Here is a 15,290-nt window from a genome sequence, read left to right as displayed (position 1 = left end):
CTCTTCACGCCAAAGCCGATAGCACAGCCTCCGCCTCGCCAATTGCTTCCGGGGTTCCCACAGTCAGCCAATGCCCGGTCATGGGCATACCATAAAGCCGTCCGGCTGCAATGGCTTCATCAAAATAGCGATTAAGCGATGAAACACCTGTCTGTGCATTTTCAAAAATGCGCGGGTGGATGATTGCAGCACCGGCATAGATAACGGGATCACCGGCAACATCACGCAAACGGCGCAAACGGCCTTCATTATCTGCAATAAAATCGCCTTTGCCCTCAAAACCGGTTGCCTGATCGAGCCTTGCCGTCATGAGAAGTATATCCATGCGGGCGCTATCCCAGACATGCGCCAGCGCCGTAATATTCGGCTGCTTCTCATCGCCCACCCAGAACGTATCGGCATTGAGCACATAGAAAGGCTTCATCCCAAGCTGTGGCAGAACATTGATAATGCCACCTGCGGAATCGAGCAGCAGATCCCGCTCGTCGGAGATCGTGATTTTTGGCGCTGAACGGTGACCTAGATGATCAATCAGTTGGTCGGCTAAATAATGCACATTGACGATTGTCTTTTCAACGCCTGCATATGCCAGCGCATCCAGCCCCCAGTCGATCAGCGGCTTGCCGGAAACCTTGACCAAAGGCTTGGGGCTGGTTTCGGTGATCGGGCGCATGCGTTTGCCAAGGCCTGCCGCAAGCATGATTGCTGTATCAGGACGTGTCATTGTTTCTCCAGCAATGCGAGATCATCAAACCAGCGGGCGACCGGCGCCATAACCGGATGCTTTAAAACGCGGTCAAGATAATCGTGAATACGCGGCAGATGCGCAAGATAATGCGGTTTGCCATCACGCTCATCAAGACGCACAAACAGGCCCAGCAGCTTGGCATTGCGCTGTGCCCCCATCGCAGCATAGGCCTTGCGGAAAGCCACTTCGTCAAAAGCATGGCCAAGCTTGCGGCGTTCATCACAATAGGCATCAACCACTGCCTTTTCGAGCTCCGGCGTAATCGTCACGCGGGCATCAAGCGCCAGTGAAGCCACATCATAGGCAGCAGGCCCGATCATCGCGTCCTGAAAATCGATTGTTCCGATTTTATTTATGCCTTTTGCATCCGCAAACCAAAACAGGTTTGGCGAATGATAATCGCGCAAAAGCAAGCTTTTTTCGCAATCAGCAATGTCATCAAGAACCTTGTTCCATGCCGCTTCACAGGCTTGTATTTCCGCATCTGTCAGCTTACGCCCCATGATGCGAGGCGCATACCATTGACCGACAAGGCTCACTTCCATCATCATTGCCTCGCGATCAAAGCCTGCAATAATGTGATCGGGATAGCCTGCAACCGGCGCATGATCAGGCCATTGAACCCCGTGAAGATGCGCAAGGAATCGCCCCGCCGCTTGATAGCGTTCAGTCACAGGTTCCCCTGATGGTGCACGAATGCCTTCCGTGCCCAGATTTTCGAGGATCAACAGACCTGCATCAATATCCAAAGCCCGTATTTCCGGCACATGCAGGCCATGTTGCGCAAGCAGATTATCAATAGCCACAAAAGCCTGAATATTTTCAGCAATATGCGCAAGCTGACGATAGGATTTGCCGTTACGCAACGGTGGATCATCGGGCATCGACGGCGCATTCATCAGAATCTCGACCCCATGCGCACTGTCGATGATCTCATATTTGCGTGGGGAAGCATCGCCCTGCAAATAGCGGCGTGTGGCACCTGCCCGGTCATTGTTTTCAAGAAAAGCACGGATTGTCAGTGTGCGTTCAAGACGTACAATCGCAGCTTCTGGCCCGCTAATTGCAATGCGCCGCCCTGCCCCTTCATGGGTCAATGTGACGGCAAAGCTCGGCTCCGGCAAAAAGCCTTCTGCCTGTTCCGGCCATTCCGACAGCACAACGCCATCATCAAGAAACTCGACAAGTCCCAGCTCATCCAGCTCTTCGCCATGCGAAATCCGGTAAAGATCGGCGTGAGCAACAGGGATACGCAGCGCCTCATAGCTCTGCACCAGCGTGAATGTCGGGCTTGGTACTTCAAACCCTTCATCATCGGCAATCGCGCGAATGATGGCACGGGCCAGCGAGGATTTTCCGGCACCGAGATCGCCGGACAAAGTAACAAGATCCCCTTTAGCCAATGCCAAGGCGAAATCTTCGCCAAAGCGCTTCGTCGCGGCTTCATCGGGGAGGAAAAATTCCAAATTACGGATCAGGGTGCTCATAAAGCCCCTTTACCTTATTCGGCAGCAACACGGAAGCTGCGTGCTTCCGCCGGGAAGCGACAAATGACGGTTGTACCGATATCCGCACCGGTTTCAATTTCCACACGCCCGCCATGCAGCTCCACAAAGCTTTTCACGATGGAAAGCCCAAGCCCGACACCACGTCTGCGGCCACCATTCTGATAGGCCTGAAAGCGCTTGAACACAGTATCAAGCACATCGCCCGGCATCCCCGGCCCGTCATCATGCACGGCAAACAGGATATCTGTACCTTCGCAGACAACCTGTAGCGAAATTGTCGAGCCTTCCGGCGCATAATTGGAAGCATTGGACAGAAGATTGAACAGCACCTGACGCACGCGATTGGCGTCGGCCCTGAAACTTTCGACGTCATCGGCAATATCGACATTGAGCGCAATGTCATGCTCCTGCAAACGCTCACTCACACGTTTGCTTGCTGCTGAAATCTCGTCCATGATGGCAACATCATCAATATCAAGCTGCATAATGCCTGCATCGACCGTAGCAAGATCGAGAATATCATTGACGATTGTCAGAAGCACCGCTGATGATGTGCCGATATGATCGAGATATTCGAGCTGGCGTTCATTAAGCGAGCCAAAGGCTGGCGTTTGCAACAATTCGGTAAAGCCGATGATATTGGTCAAAGGCGAGCGCAGCTCATAGGACACATGCTGCACGAAATCATTCTTGATCTGGTCAGCAAGCGACAGCGCTTCGTTCTTTTCCTTGAGCGCCCGTTCAACACGCACTGTATCAGTGACATCGATGAAGGTCAGCATCGTCTGACCTTTTGGCAATGGCACCACAGCATAGGAAAGAATGACGCCATCATCCAGCTCCACCTGTCCCATATGGCCATTGCGCTCATCAAGAAAGCCGGTAACAGCGGAGATGAAATCATCCCAGACACCATCACCACCGCGCTGGCTGCACAGCTTGGAAATGGTCGAAATATGCGTGCCTTCAACCGTAATGGCCGCCGGCAACGACCAGAGATCAGCAAAAGACGGATTAGACAGGCGCAACCGACCGTCAGAGCCGAACACCGCGACAGCCTCGCCAAGATGATCAAGGGTTTCACCCTGCACCTTGATCAGGGTATTGTAACGACCTTCAAGCTCAAACTTCTCAGTCATGTTCTCAAAGAACCATGTCACGCCGCCCTGCGGATGCGGATTGGCCACCACGCGCAGGATACGGGTATCGGGCAGATGCCACATATGTTCTTCCGGCTCGACCGCACGATAGGCTGCAAGCATGGAATCCTTCCATTTACGCCATTCCGGCTGTTCCGGCAGCTTGCCTTCCGAACGAAGACGATCAAACAGCAGCGTATTGCTCGGATGGGTTTCCAGCCAGGCTGTATCAAGCGACCAGAGCGACACAAAAGCCTGATTGAAGAATTGAAGCTTCATATCAGGATCGAAAATCGCCACAGCAGTGGAAAGCTGATCAAGCGTCTCGGCATGGCTTTTCAAGGTGCGGTTTAATTCTTCACGCACCTGCTCAATTTCGCTCAAATCAAAGCCAAGACCGGCAGAACCGGCCTCGGAACTTACATCAGTCACATCAAAAATACGACGATCACCACGCACAATGGCAGGCAGCTTTTCATAAAGATCCGGTTCGGCAAAGCGGTCACGCTCCAGACGCTGACGCGCCTGTGCACCAAACAGCTCGCGACGCTCAGAAGTCGCCTGATTGCTATCAACAGCATCAACAGCACGCGCATAGGCGGCATTGACCCATTCCAGACGGCCATCTGCACCGCGCACCCAGACCGGTTGTTCAAGGCGATCGAGCAGGTGGCGAAGAAGCGCCAGCTTTTCTGAAAGCTCGCGATTTTGCGCCTGAAGTGCTGCGCGTTCCGCCTGCACACCCTGAAGGGCGAGAAAACGGACGATTGCAAAACTTCCAGAGGTACGACCATAGACATCAAGCAGCGTACCATTGTTCGTTTCAACCGTCAGATCGAAAGCATGAGCCTGTTCACGCAAGGCAGAGACTGCCCGTTCAAGTGCTGCAACCGATTGCGGTCGCAACCAGCGGCCAAAAGCCAGAAAATGCGAGCGGTCAAGTGGCGCACCACTGTCAAAAGGTAACTGCCCAACCAAATCGGCACGTTCGGCATGCGCATCCCAAATGACAGCACGCTGATCTTTAAGATTAAGCAGTGCTTCGTTGCGTTGAGCCACCAGATTCATGTCCGAAAGACGTGAAAGCAACTGTTTGTTTTCATTGGCAGTTTTGGAGCGATCACGGATCAGCCATCCAGCCGAAAGAAGAGCGGCCCCCATAGCACCCAGAAATATTGAAAACTGGATGACTTCAAAAGCGCCAACACTGCCACCAAAAGGCAGGGCAATACGTGCCGGATTTTCAGAATCTTGTGCAAAGGCCGGAACAGCCGCAACAAGTGCTAAAAAAGAAGCCGAAGTCTTGAGAATAACCCGTTTGAGAGGGCGAAGGCCAAGTGAAAGCGATGCTTTCAGCTGCCTGTCTGCGCTGATTACAGGCTTTCTTCGCAAACTCTGCGTTGAGCCGACTCCTGGCATATTTTCCGTGTCTCCGCCGCCCGACTGCCAATCCTTAAAAGATGCCGCCGTATTTCAAAAAACGTCATTCTGTCTCTTCAACATCACATTTATGCAAAGAGCCAGACATGTTTCACGAATGAACAGCCCAACCGTTTTTCGACCAAAATGGCAAAAAACGCTGAACGCAAACACCCGTCAAAACACATTGATTCGTCTTCACAATACCCTCCCGGGGATTCCACGTGAAGCATGTTACACGTAAAAATAAAGGCCGGGCAGCGTTATGCTGTCCGGCCTACAAGATGTAGCAGTATGGTTAACAGGCAATTAATACCTGTAGTGTTCCGACTTGAACGGGCCTTGCGGTGTAACACCGATATAAGCCGCCTGTTCTTCAGAAAGCACGGTAAGTTTAGCGCCCAGCTTGTCGAGATGCAGACGTGCGACCTTCTCATCAAGATGTTTTGGCAGAACATAGACTTCGTTTTTATACGCATCAGTACGCGTGAAAAGTTCGATCTGACCAAGAACCTGATTGGTAAAGGATGCCGACATGACAAAGCTTGGATGACCGGTTGCATTGCCAAGATTAAGCAAGCGTCCTTCCGAAAGGAGAATAATGCGTTTGCCATCCGGGAATTCAACCAGATCAACCTGTGGCTTCACATTGGTCCATTTCAGGTTGCGCAAGGCCGCTACCTGAATTTCATTATCAAAGTGACCAATATTACCGACAATCGCCATATCTTTGAGCTTACGCATATGATCAAGCGTGATGACGTCCTTGTTGCCGGTTGTCGAAATCACGATATCAGCAGTTGGAGCCGCATCATCAAGGGTCACAACTTCAAAGCCATCCATTGCAGCCTGAAGCGCACAAATCGGATCAATTTCCGTAACCTTTACACGCGCTCCCGCACCGGCCAGCGATGCAGCCGAGCCTTTGCCAACGTCACCATAACCGCAAACGACAGCAACCTTGCCAGCCATCATGACGTCTGTACCGCGGCGGATACCGTCAACCAGCGATTCCTTGCAGCCATATTTATTGTCAAATTTTGACTTGGTGACACTGTCATTGACGTTGATTGCCGGGAAGGGCAGGAGGCCCTTTTTCTGCAACTGATAAAGACGGTTGACGCCCGTGGTGGTTTCTTCGGTGACGCCTTTGATCGCATCACGCTGGCGTGTGAAGAAGCCGGGCGTTTCAGCCATACGCTTTTTGATCTGGGCAAAAAGAACTTCTTCTTCTTCACTTTCCGGCTTGGAAAGAACGTCTTCGCCAGCCTCGGCACGCGCACCAATCAGAATATACATGGTAGCATCGCCACCATCATCGAGAATCATGTTTGATGGTTCACCATCCGGCCACTGGAAGATCTTGTCGGTATAGGTCCAATATTCTTCCAGCGTTTCGCCCTTAATGGCGAAAACCGGCGTACCGGTCGCTGCAATTGCTGCCGCAGCATGGTCCTGCGTCGAAAAAATATTGCACGATGCCCAACGCACATCAGCGCCCAGCGCTTTGAGCGTTTCAATCAGAACGGCTGTCTGGATTGTCATATGCAGCGAGCCGGAAATACGCGCACCCTTGAGCGGCTGCGACTTGCCGAATTCTTCGCGTGCAGCCATCAGGCCCGGCATTTCAGTTTCAGCAATATCAAGTTCCTTGCGACCCCAATCGGCCAGACCAAGATCCTTAACGACAAAATCCTGATTTGCGGTCATCATCTGCTCCAATCAAATTGATTTTGAAGCCTGATTTACAAAAGAAAAAACAACAGGCTTCAGCTTGGCGAACTGATTAGCAGATTCAAACAAACTACACAACGCAACATAAAGAGTTCTTTATGTCTGCATATCAACTTGTGAAGATCATAGAATTTCAGGCTTCTTCACCGAACTTGTCGGCAATGAGGGCTTGCAGCGCATCAAGCACCGCTTCTGCCTGTTCACCCGATGCGCGAACTTCAATGCAGCAACCCGGGGAAGCTGCCAGCATCATCAGCCCCATGATTGATGTGCCGCCCACGCTCACACCATCCTTGCTGACGCGCACATGCGCATTATAGCCGTCTACCAGTTGCACAAATTTTGCGGATGCACGTGCATGCAGTCCACGCTTGTTCACGATCTCGAAAGACCGGACCGCAGCGCTATCGGCATCATATTCGCCAGTGACAAGCACAGTGGGATGCATGAATTACTTTCCGGTCAGGACCTGACTTGCAACATTGATATATTTGCGTCCTGCATCCTGCGCTTCACGCAGGGCTGTCTTGATATCCCCGCCGATACGAACACTGGAAAGCTTGATCAGCATAGGCAGATTCACACCTGCAATAACTTCGATCTTGCCTTCTTCCATCACAGAAATCGCAAGATTGGACGGAGTTCCGCCAAACATATCGGTCAGAACGATGACGCCACTACCATTATCGGCACGGCCCACAGCATCGACGATATCACGACGACGCTGTTCCATATCATCTTCGGCACCGATACATACGGTCTCGAAATTGTCCTGCGGGCCAACCACATGCACTACAGCATGAAGAAACTCTTCGGCCAGCCTTCCGTGCGTAACAAGCACGAGTCCGATCATACTTTAAAAGCTCCTGTCACGTGCCCGCCGCCATACCCATTCATAGAGCGCAGATGACACAAAAACTCGCCGGAACCCAGCCGACGAGTTGTGCATCTTGGCAGGGCAAATCATGATAGCAAGTGAAAAATTTCACATTTGCCTTAAAAAAAGCAAAATGCCGCAGCCGCAGGCATTTTTCAAACAGAAATTTATGGCCATGGTTTATAAAAGAGATAAGCCTCGATAGCACGCGAAAGCGCGGTAGAATCGCTGTTTGACGAGAGTGCAGGCAATAGAAGACGCGGAATTTCAATAGCTTCAAACTGCCAGTTTTCACCACTGGGGTAGCGTTCAGCCTCTTCGCGGCTGACCAGATTGACAACAAGATCGAGAGGCGTCTGTTTCACATAAGCAACAGTGAATAAGCCAGCACCGCGAATCTCGACGCCTCCAGCGAGAGAATCAGGAACGCTGGCTATGAGCCTGCCATCCTCCACATGCAGCAAAGTACGATCGTCAGAAACAAGCGAAGCCGGTTCGCCGCGCATAGAGGCACGCTCAATCAGCGAGAGCGCTATCTCTGTTTTTCCTGCACCCGATTGCCCCATCAGCATGACGCCACACCCCCGCAATTGTACGGTTGTTGCATGGAGTCCGCTCTTGTGCTCTTCCGGCGTCATATCAGGCTCATGTCGTGGCTGGCAGATCAACGATAAAGCGAGCACCCAGCATTTGATCCGGATCATTCGGACTGGTGATATTTTCAGCGCTCAAGGTGCCGCCATGGGCTTCGATAATCTGGCGGCTGATCGAAAGACCAAGACCGGAATTCTGGCCAAAAGCTTCCGAAGTCGGACGATCTGTATAGAAACGCTCGAAAATACGTTCAATATTTTCAATTGGAATACCGGGACCATTATCCTCAACGAGAATGCGTATGCGATTGCCTTCACCACTGAGTGTCACCACGATGCGGCCTGTATCTTCCGGGACAAAAGAGCGGGCATTCTCGATCAGGTTGCTGACAACCTGTCCAAGCCGCAAATCATGACCTGCCACAAAGAAACCTTTCTTACCGGCAGGCAGCTTGCCTGTATTGAAAACGATCTCGGTGCCAATCTTGTTGCGCCGCACTTCACGCGCCGCATTGGTCAGATTATTGAGCAATTTCTTCATATCGACACGATCAGAATGCTCACGCGCAAGTTCCGCATCCAGACGCGACGCATCGGAAATATCCGTAATCAGACGATCAAGCCGGCGGACATCATGCTGAATAACATCGAGCAGGCGATTGCGTGAGTTTTCATTTTTCGCGAGCGGAAGGGTTTCAACGGCACTGCGCAAGGAGGTGAGGGGGTTTTTAAGCTCGTGACTCACATCGGCGGCAAAACTTTCAATCGCCTCAATCCGTGTATAAAGCGCATCGGTCATCGCACGGATCGAGGTCGACAAATGCCCTACCTCGTCCTGACGTGCCGAAAAATCAGGAATTTCTTCACGGCTTTTTACGCCAAGCCGCACACGATCCGCCGCCGCAGCAAGCTTTCGCAAGGGGCTTGCAATGGTTGAAGCCAGAAACAGAGACAATATCACCATAACAGCCGCAACGACGCCGAAGACCCGGAAAACCGCCATGCGTTCTGCCTGAACGATCTTATCAATATCATCGCCTTCGGTGGATAAAAGCAATACACCAAGAATTGCACGGGACTGCTGAATTGGCACGGCAACAGAAACCACCAGTTCACCTTGCTGGTTACGCCGCTGCGCTGTTTGCGGTGAACCGCTCAGCGCATTGACAATTTCCTGATAGGCAAGGCCATTACCACCCGGCTGTTCCTGATAAAGCGGCAAACCACCACCGTAAAACAGACGCGAGAACCAGGCGGTAAAACGCTCCCAAATATTTGGCGCGTCTTCATCAATCGGCGGAAGGTCATAGCGGAAAACCGAGCCACCAGAGGCAAATGCCGGCGCATAAAGTGAACGGGAATCAAGCAACAGATTGGCATAATGATCGTAAATGCGTGCGCGCGTACTGGTTGGCGAAATCAACTGACGCAGCAGCGGAGAAACCTTTTCAGGATTGATCGGGAATTCCCAGTTATCGGGTGAATCGGGAGAAGGCGTTATGCTTTGCCCGGCCTGAAGTTCCAGCAACTTTTCAGGATCAATCATCAAAGAATTGGTATCGACCGTTGCCGAAGCCGAAATTGCGGCAGCGATAATCTTTCCCTGTGTCAGCAAGCTCTCAATCTTTGCATCAATCAGTCCCTCACGGAACTGATTCATATAAAGAATGCCGGAAACAAGCACGCCAAGGGCGGCTATGTTGAGAAACAGAATACGACGCGTCAGGCTTGAAAACAGAAACTGGCCAAGAAACCGGTTAAAAGGCGCAAAAAGACGACGCAGAAACAGCGAGCGTTGCCGCCGTGCCCTGCGTTCTCTCATAGTCATTGCGCTATCTTTGCGGGTTTCGGCGACCATGTCGCTGCAATCTTGCCTTCTTCAACAAATCGCCAGACTAAAAATGTCTGGCGAATATAATCGCTATATCACGCTTCACGGAAGCGATAACCAACGCCATAAAGCGTTTCGATCATCTCGAAGTCGTCATCAACCGACTTGAACTTCTTGCGAAGACGCTTGATGTGGCTGTCGATGGTACGATCATCCACATAGACCTGCTCATCATAAGCTGCATCCATCAGCGCGTCACGGCTTTTCACAACACCGGGGCGCTGTGCAAGCGAATGAAGGATGAGGAATTCGGTCACAGTAAGCGTGACAGGTTCGCCCTTCCAGGTGCAGGTATGACGCTCCTGATCCATGACAAGCTGGCCGCGCTCAAGCGACTTGGCCTGCTGGCCGGAAGGCTTTGCAGTCCCGTCACGCGCAGCAACGCGGCGCAGAACCGCCTTTACACGCTCGACCAGAAGACGCTGCGAGAATGGCTTGGTAATAAAATCATCCGCGCCCATCTTCAGACCGAACAATTCATCAATCTCGTCATCTTTCGAGGTCAGAAAGATAACAGGCAAGTCGGATTTCTGACGCAGCCGGCGCAGCAATTCCATGCCATCCATACGCGGCATCTTGATATCGAAAATCGCCAGATTCGGTGGCCGTGCCGAAAGGCCATCCAGAGCGGAAGCCCCATCCGTATAGGTCTCGACGCGATAACCTTCCGACTCCAGAGCAATGGAAACGGAGGTCAGAATGTTGCGGTCATCGTCGACCAGCGCAATCGTCTGCGTTGCCGAAGCTTCCTTCATGCGGACCTTCTCCTTTGTTAACCGCCCCGTAAAAGCAGCGGTGCAAATCACCAAACGCGCCTAAGCGTATTGATCATATAATAGTCGCCCCGCTTGTGCAGTACAAATTAGGTACAAAATGTGGCAACGGCTTAACTTACAGGCAAGTCCTTCGGAAGAATCTTTTCCGGTGGTTAATGCAAATGAGAACAATTCCAGACTGTGAATCATGACTCCAATATCAAAACGAAACGATTTAAAAAAATTTTCAATTTTTTAAATCGATTAAATATTTGATTTAATTTAATAAATCTGTTTCTGACAGCCATCCCGTTTAAAACTGACCGGGACCAACGAAATTTTGAACCAGATGGCGGAGAGACCATGAAAGAGATCGGCACCCATAATATTGCCGCTTCCATTTCCACTTCAGGATTGAAGGAACTGTCCGCAGTCTTTTATAATTTTGGGCCGGCGCGGCTCTATGAAGAGACGATCCGTCGCGGCGAAGCAGAGCTTTCAGCACAGGGTGCACTTGTTGCACGCACCGGCCAGCACACGGGTCGTTCGCCAAAAGACAAGTTCGTCGTTCGCGATGCAAACACCGAAGATCATGTCTGGTGGGACAATAATAAACCCATGACAGCAGAAGCTTTTGATCTGCTTCATGCCGATTTCATTGAGCATGCAAAAGGCAAGGAGCTTTTCGTCCAGGATCTTGTCGGCGGCGCTGACAAAGGCAACAAGCTCAATGTGCGCACGATTACCGAATATGCATGGCATTCACTGTTCATCCGCAATCTGCTGATCCGGCCAGAACACTCGGAACTTGCCTCTTTTGTCGCTGAAATGACAATCATTGATCTGCCATCCTTCAAGGCAGACCCGCAGCGCCATGGCGTGCGCAGCGAAACGGTGATCGCAGTCGACCTGACCCGCAAGATTGTTCTGATTGGCGGAACATCCTATGCTGGCGAAATCAAGAAATCTGTCTTCACAGCCTTGAATTACATTCTGCCCGCCAAAGGCGTGATGCCGATGCATTGCTCGGCCAATGAGGGTCCCAATGGCGACACGGCGGTCTTCTTTGGTCTTTCGGGTACAGGCAAGACCACCCTTTCAGCTGACCCGAGCCGCACGCTTATCGGTGACGACGAACATGGCTGGGGTGAAAATGGCGTCTTCAATTTTGAAGGCGGCTGCTATGCCAAGACTATCCGTCTCTCAGCTGAAGCCGAACCGGAAATCTATGCGACCACGCAGCGTTTCGGTACGGTTCTGGAAAATGTAGTGCTTGATGAAAACCGTGAGCCGGATTTTGATGATGGTTCGCTCACAGAAAATACCCGTTGCGCCTATCCGCTTGATTATATTCCCAATGCCTCCAAAACCGGCACCGGCAATCAGCCAAAGAATATCATCATGCTTACCGCTGATGCTTTCGGTGTCATGCCTCCGATTGCCAGACTAACCCCTGCACAGGCCATGTATCACTTCCTGTCCGGCTATACGGCCAAGGTTGCAGGCACGGAAAAGGGCGTAACAGAACCGGAAGCAACATTCTCGACCTGCTTTGGCGCTCCATTCATGCCACGCCATCCGTCGGAATATGGTAATCTGCTGCGCAAGCTGATTGCAGAGCACAAGGTTAATTGCTGGTTGGTCAATACCGGCTGGACGGGCGGTGCTTACGGCGTTGGAAAACGTATGCCGATCAAGGCGACCCGCGCACTTCTCGCAGCTGCACTCGATGGTTCGCTCAACAATGCACAATTCCGCATTGACCCGAATTTCGGCTTTGCCGTTCCGGTTGAAGTGCCGGGCGTGGATACATCCATTCTCGATCCACGTTCAACATGGGCCGACAAGGCAGCTTATGACGCACAGGCCAAAAAACTGGTCGATATGTTCGTAAGCAATTTCGAGAAATTCGAAAGCCATGTCGATCATGACGTAAAAAATGCAGCACCAATGATCCAGGTCGCGGCTGAATAAACAAAGGAATATCCTGAGGAGGAGCGGAAGCCCGGCTGAAAGGCCGGGTTTTCTTTTTGCAATGGATAAAAAGCGGTGTATCACTTGCCCTTATGGAAGAGAGCCGCAAAATCATTCGCATAACAAACCGCCTGACGATCCTTGAGGATGATCTGGAGGAAAGTTTTATTCGTTCATCCGGTCCCGGTGGCCAGAACGTCAACAAGGTTTCAACCGCTGTGCAATTGCGCTTTCATGCAGCACGCTCCAATCTACCGGAAGATGTTCTCATCCGTCTTTTCAAACTGGCCGGTCAGAAAGGCACCAAAGATGGTGATGTCCTGATTGAAGCCAATCGCTTTCGCACCCAGGAGCGAAACCGGGAAGATGCACGCACAAGGATAATTGCTCTTATCACACAGGCAGCGGAACCACCGCCACCGCCACGCAGAAAAACGAAACCGACCAAAGGCTCGATTGAACGTCGCCTCAAGGCCAAATCCGGCCGCTCAGATATCAAGAAAGGTCGCGGCAAGGTTTCTTATGATTAAGCTCCTAACTCTAAGTATCCGAACTTATTAGACAATTCAGATTTAACATGGGCTTGACCAATTTGACTGACGCTGTAGTTTACTGACTATTGACTGACCGGAAACTTCACTGGCCTCGATAGTGAATATGATGCAACGATAAAGTAGCAACAACAAGGAGAGTTGCCCTATGGGAATTTTCGATTTCGTGAAATCAGTCGGAACCAAACTTGGTTTCGGCGAAGATGAACCCAAAGCCGATGACCTCAAAAAGGAACTCGATTCGCATAATCTTGGCACCGATGGCGTGCAGGTAAGCGTGCAGGGCGACAAAGCTGTCCTGACTGGCAATGTTAAAGATCAGTCAGCCTTTGAAAAAGCAGTTATCGCAGTCGGCAACTCGCTTGGCGTTTCCAAAGTGGAAGCTTCGGAACTCAAAGTCGATAGCTCCGGGACAACCGGTGCCGAGCCCGTATTCTATACGGTAAAGAAGGGCGACAATCTTTGGAAAATCGCCGAAGCACAATATGGCAAGGGCAAGGGCGCAAAGAATGACATTATCTTTGAAGCCAACAAGCCAATGCTGACGCATCCGGACAAAATCTATCCGGGCCAGGTGCTGCGTATTCCGCCGCTCGAAAGCTAAAACCATTAGAGCGCCGATCTGATTGAATCAGATCGGCGCTCTAAATAGTTGTTTTAACGCGCATCTTTGACCGAAAACCGTTTCACACTTTTCGGAACGCGCTCTAAGGAAAGGCCGGTTAAACCGGTCTTTTTCATTTCAGATTTTTCTAAGGGCAACTTCTTCGATCAGATGATCGCTGCCTTTGCGCAAAATAATATCTGCGCGGGGGCGGGTGGGAAGAATATTCTCACGCAGGTTCTTCATGTTAATATTGTTCCATAGGCCTTCGCCGATAGAATAGGCCGCTTCTTCGGAAAGCTGCGAATAGCGATGGAAGAAGGATTGCGGATTGACAAAAGCTGTCTCACGCAACCGCATGAAGCGATCAATATACCATTTGTGGATCAGCTCCGGTTCCGCATCGATATAGATCGAGAAGTCGAAGAAGTCGGATACAAAGGGCACCATCTTGCCGTCTTCCGGCAGATCGCGCACCTGCAACACATTGATGCCTTCAAAAATCAGAATATCAGGCTTGTCGACAATCTGATATTCGCCGGGCAGCACGTCATAGCTCAAATGCGAATAAAGCGGCGCACGCACATGGCTCATACCCGCTTTGATTGCCGATAGAAAACGCAATACCGCGCCAACATCATAGCTTTCAGGAAAGCCCTTGCGCTCCATCAGGTTCTGATCACGCAGAACCGCATTGGGATAGAGAAAGCCGTCCGTTGTCACCAGATCGACCTTGGGGCTTGAAGGCCAGCGGGCAAGCAATTCTTTCAGAATACGCGCAGTTGTGGATTTTCCGACCGCAACCGAGCCTGCAATACCAATGATGAAAGGCGTCTTGAAACGTTCTTCCATATTGAGAAACTGCTGGCGCTGCCGGAAAAGAAGTTGACTTGCTTCCACATGCGCATAGAGCAAGCGAGAGAGCGACAGATAAATGCGCCGCACTTCATCCAGATCAATCGGATCGCCCAGCGAGCGCAGCCGTTTAACTTCTTCGTAAGTCAGGGTGAGGGGGGTATCGGCACGAAAGCCAGCCCATTCCTGCGCCGAAAAGAAGCGGTAAGGTGAGTAACGCGACGGCGTTAGCTGATCCACTTTTTCCCACATATTGTCGCTGCTCTCCCTCAACGCCAATTCACTTATATAACGTTCCGCTCGCATTCAGGCTTTCGGTCGACCGGCTTTTTCCTCAAGGCCGGTCTGCGCCGTGCGGCGTTGCAACTCTGCAAGAACTTCATCAAGCGGCACATCAGCAATCTTGAGAACAACCAGCAGATGATACAGCAGATCAGCGCTTTCCGTGACCACTTCGGCACGGTTACCTTCAATTGCCGCGATCACGGTTTCCACGGCTTCTTCACCAAGCTTTTTTGCGGCGCGCGTCTGACCTTTTGTAAAAAGGCTTGCCGTATAAGACGTTCCATCCAATGAGGATGCGCGTTCCGCAACGATGCGTTCAAGATCGGAAAGTGTGAACTTTGCCATCGGATTTCCTTA

Annotated in this window: 14 protein-coding genes; 3 read left to right on the top strand and 11 right to left on the bottom strand. The window is 51.3% G+C overall.

The features are described 5' to 3' along the window. Positions 1–4: 4 nt before the first annotated feature. The 9 genes from FHY56_RS15680 to FHY56_RS15640 form a co-directional block, all read right to left on the bottom strand. Positions 5–724: a nucleotidyltransferase family protein gene (locus FHY56_RS15680; RefSeq protein WP_140906095.1), complete on the bottom strand. Its 720-nt coding sequence runs from the start codon at positions 722–724 to the stop codon at positions 5–7. After that, the gene (gene tsaE / locus FHY56_RS15675; RefSeq protein WP_140906094.1) at positions 721–2,235 is read right to left on the bottom strand and encodes a tRNA (adenosine(37)-N6)-threonylcarbamoyltransferase complex ATPase subunit type 1 TsaE; all 1,515 of its coding nucleotides are present in this window, start codon (positions 2,233–2,235) and stop codon (positions 721–723) included. Before tsaE ends, FHY56_RS15680 begins: the two co-directional genes overlap by 4 nt. Before the next feature lie 14 nt (positions 2,236–2,249). Next, the gene (locus FHY56_RS15670; protein ID WP_140906093.1) at positions 2,250–4,814 is read right to left on the bottom strand and encodes a sensor histidine kinase; all 2,565 of its coding nucleotides are present in this window, start codon (positions 4,812–4,814) and stop codon (positions 2,250–2,252) included. 309 nt (positions 4,815–5,123) lie between these two features. Further along, positions 5,124–6,524: an adenosylhomocysteinase gene (ahcY, locus tag FHY56_RS15665; protein ID WP_140906114.1), complete on the bottom strand. Its 1,401-nt coding sequence runs from the start codon at positions 6,522–6,524 to the stop codon at positions 5,124–5,126. Positions 6,525–6,681: 157 nt separating this feature from the next. Next, on the bottom strand, positions 6,682–6,996 hold the full coding sequence (locus FHY56_RS15660) for an HPr family phosphocarrier protein (RefSeq protein ID WP_140906092.1): 315 nt from the start codon (positions 6,994–6,996) through the stop codon (positions 6,682–6,684). Between the two features lie 3 nt (positions 6,997–6,999). Continuing rightward, positions 7,000–7,401: a PTS sugar transporter subunit IIA gene (locus FHY56_RS15655; protein WP_140906091.1), complete on the bottom strand. Its 402-nt coding sequence runs from the start codon at positions 7,399–7,401 to the stop codon at positions 7,000–7,002. A 191-nt stretch (positions 7,402–7,592) separates the two neighbouring features. Then, positions 7,593–8,063, bottom strand: a complete 471-nt coding sequence (locus tag FHY56_RS15650) for an HPr kinase/phosphorylase (protein ID WP_140906090.1) — start codon at positions 8,061–8,063, stop codon at positions 7,593–7,595. 7 nt (positions 8,064–8,070) lie between these two features. Then, positions 8,071–9,876: a stimulus-sensing domain-containing protein gene (locus FHY56_RS15645; RefSeq protein ID WP_140906089.1), complete on the bottom strand. Its 1,806-nt coding sequence runs from the start codon at positions 9,874–9,876 to the stop codon at positions 8,071–8,073. A 68-nt stretch (positions 9,877–9,944) separates the two neighbouring features. After that, positions 9,945–10,664: a response regulator transcription factor gene (locus FHY56_RS15640; RefSeq protein ID WP_140906088.1), complete on the bottom strand. Its 720-nt coding sequence runs from the start codon at positions 10,662–10,664 to the stop codon at positions 9,945–9,947. A 363-nt stretch (positions 10,665–11,027) separates the two neighbouring features. Between FHY56_RS15640 and FHY56_RS15635 the strand changes: the two genes are divergently transcribed. From FHY56_RS15635 to lysM, 3 genes are all read left to right on the top strand, one after another. After that, entirely contained in the window at positions 11,028–12,638 is a 1,611-nt protein-coding gene (locus FHY56_RS15635) for a phosphoenolpyruvate carboxykinase (protein ID WP_140906087.1), read from the top strand. 92 nt (positions 12,639–12,730) lie between these two features. Next, a complete protein-coding gene (gene arfB, locus FHY56_RS15630) occupies positions 12,731–13,168 on the top strand; it encodes an alternative ribosome rescue aminoacyl-tRNA hydrolase ArfB (RefSeq protein WP_140906113.1) in 438 nt (145 codons plus the stop codon). Between the two features lie 169 nt (positions 13,169–13,337). After that, the gene (lysM, locus tag FHY56_RS15625; RefSeq protein ID WP_140906086.1) at positions 13,338–13,793 is read left to right on the top strand and encodes a peptidoglycan-binding protein LysM; all 456 of its coding nucleotides are present in this window, start codon (positions 13,338–13,340) and stop codon (positions 13,791–13,793) included. Between the two features lie 138 nt (positions 13,794–13,931). Here the strand turns inward: lysM and coaA are convergent, their stop codons facing one another. Next, complete coding sequence (coaA, locus tag FHY56_RS15620) at positions 13,932–14,900, bottom strand: type I pantothenate kinase (RefSeq protein ID WP_140906085.1); 969 nt, start codon at positions 14,898–14,900, stop codon at positions 13,932–13,934. 54 nt (positions 14,901–14,954) lie between these two features. Continuing rightward, positions 14,955–15,278 (bottom strand): phosphoribosyl-ATP diphosphatase, encoded by a 324-nt coding sequence (locus FHY56_RS15615; protein ID WP_140906084.1) that lies wholly within the window; start codon positions 15,276–15,278, stop codon positions 14,955–14,957. Positions 15,279–15,290: the final 12 nt, after the last annotated feature.

Source organism: Brucella gallinifaecis, assembly GCF_006476605.1.
GTDB lineage: Bacteria > Pseudomonadota > Alphaproteobacteria > Rhizobiales > Rhizobiaceae > Brucella > Brucella gallinifaecis.
Note: the sequence above shows the minus strand (reverse complement) of the source record. Positions and strands in the feature narration are given on the sequence as shown.

Excerpts from the sequence above, each read along its gene's own strand:
- tsaE (WP_140906094.1), bottom strand. The coding sequence starts at position 2,235 with ATGAGCACCCTGATCCGTAATTTGGAATTTTTCCTCCCCGATGAAGCC.
- arfB (WP_140906113.1), top strand. The coding sequence starts at position 12,731 with ATGGAAGAGAGCCGCAAAATCATTCGCATAACAAACCGCCTGACGATC.
- FHY56_RS15655 (WP_140906091.1), bottom strand. The coding sequence starts at position 7,401 with ATGATCGGACTCGTGCTTGTTACGCACGGAAGGCTGGCCGAAGAGTTT.
- lysM (WP_140906086.1), top strand. The coding sequence starts at position 13,338 with ATGGGAATTTTCGATTTCGTGAAATCAGTCGGAACCAAACTTGGTTTC.
- FHY56_RS15635 (WP_140906087.1), top strand. The coding sequence starts at position 11,028 with ATGAAAGAGATCGGCACCCATAATATTGCCGCTTCCATTTCCACTTCA.
- coaA (WP_140906085.1), bottom strand. The coding sequence starts at position 14,900 with ATGTGGGAAAAAGTGGATCAGCTAACGCCGTCGCGTTACTCACCTTAC.
- FHY56_RS15680 (WP_140906095.1), bottom strand. The coding sequence starts at position 724 with ATGACACGTCCTGATACAGCAATCATGCTTGCGGCAGGCCTTGGCAAA.
- FHY56_RS15640 (WP_140906088.1), bottom strand. The coding sequence starts at position 10,664 with ATGAAGGAAGCTTCGGCAACGCAGACGATTGCGCTGGTCGACGATGAC.
- FHY56_RS15660 (WP_140906092.1), bottom strand. The coding sequence starts at position 6,996 with ATGCATCCCACTGTGCTTGTCACTGGCGAATATGATGCCGATAGCGCT.
- FHY56_RS15650 (WP_140906090.1), bottom strand. The coding sequence starts at position 8,063 with ATGACGCCGGAAGAGCACAAGAGCGGACTCCATGCAACAACCGTACAA.
- FHY56_RS15615 (WP_140906084.1), bottom strand. The coding sequence starts at position 15,278 with ATGGCAAAGTTCACACTTTCCGATCTTGAACGCATCGTTGCGGAACGC.
- FHY56_RS15645 (WP_140906089.1), bottom strand. The coding sequence starts at position 9,876 with ATGGTCGCCGAAACCCGCAAAGATAGCGCAATGACTATGAGAGAACGC.
- FHY56_RS15670 (WP_140906093.1), bottom strand. The coding sequence starts at position 4,814 with ATGCCAGGAGTCGGCTCAACGCAGAGTTTGCGAAGAAAGCCTGTAATC.
- ahcY (WP_140906114.1), bottom strand. The coding sequence starts at position 6,524 with ATGACCGCAAATCAGGATTTTGTCGTTAAGGATCTTGGTCTGGCCGAT.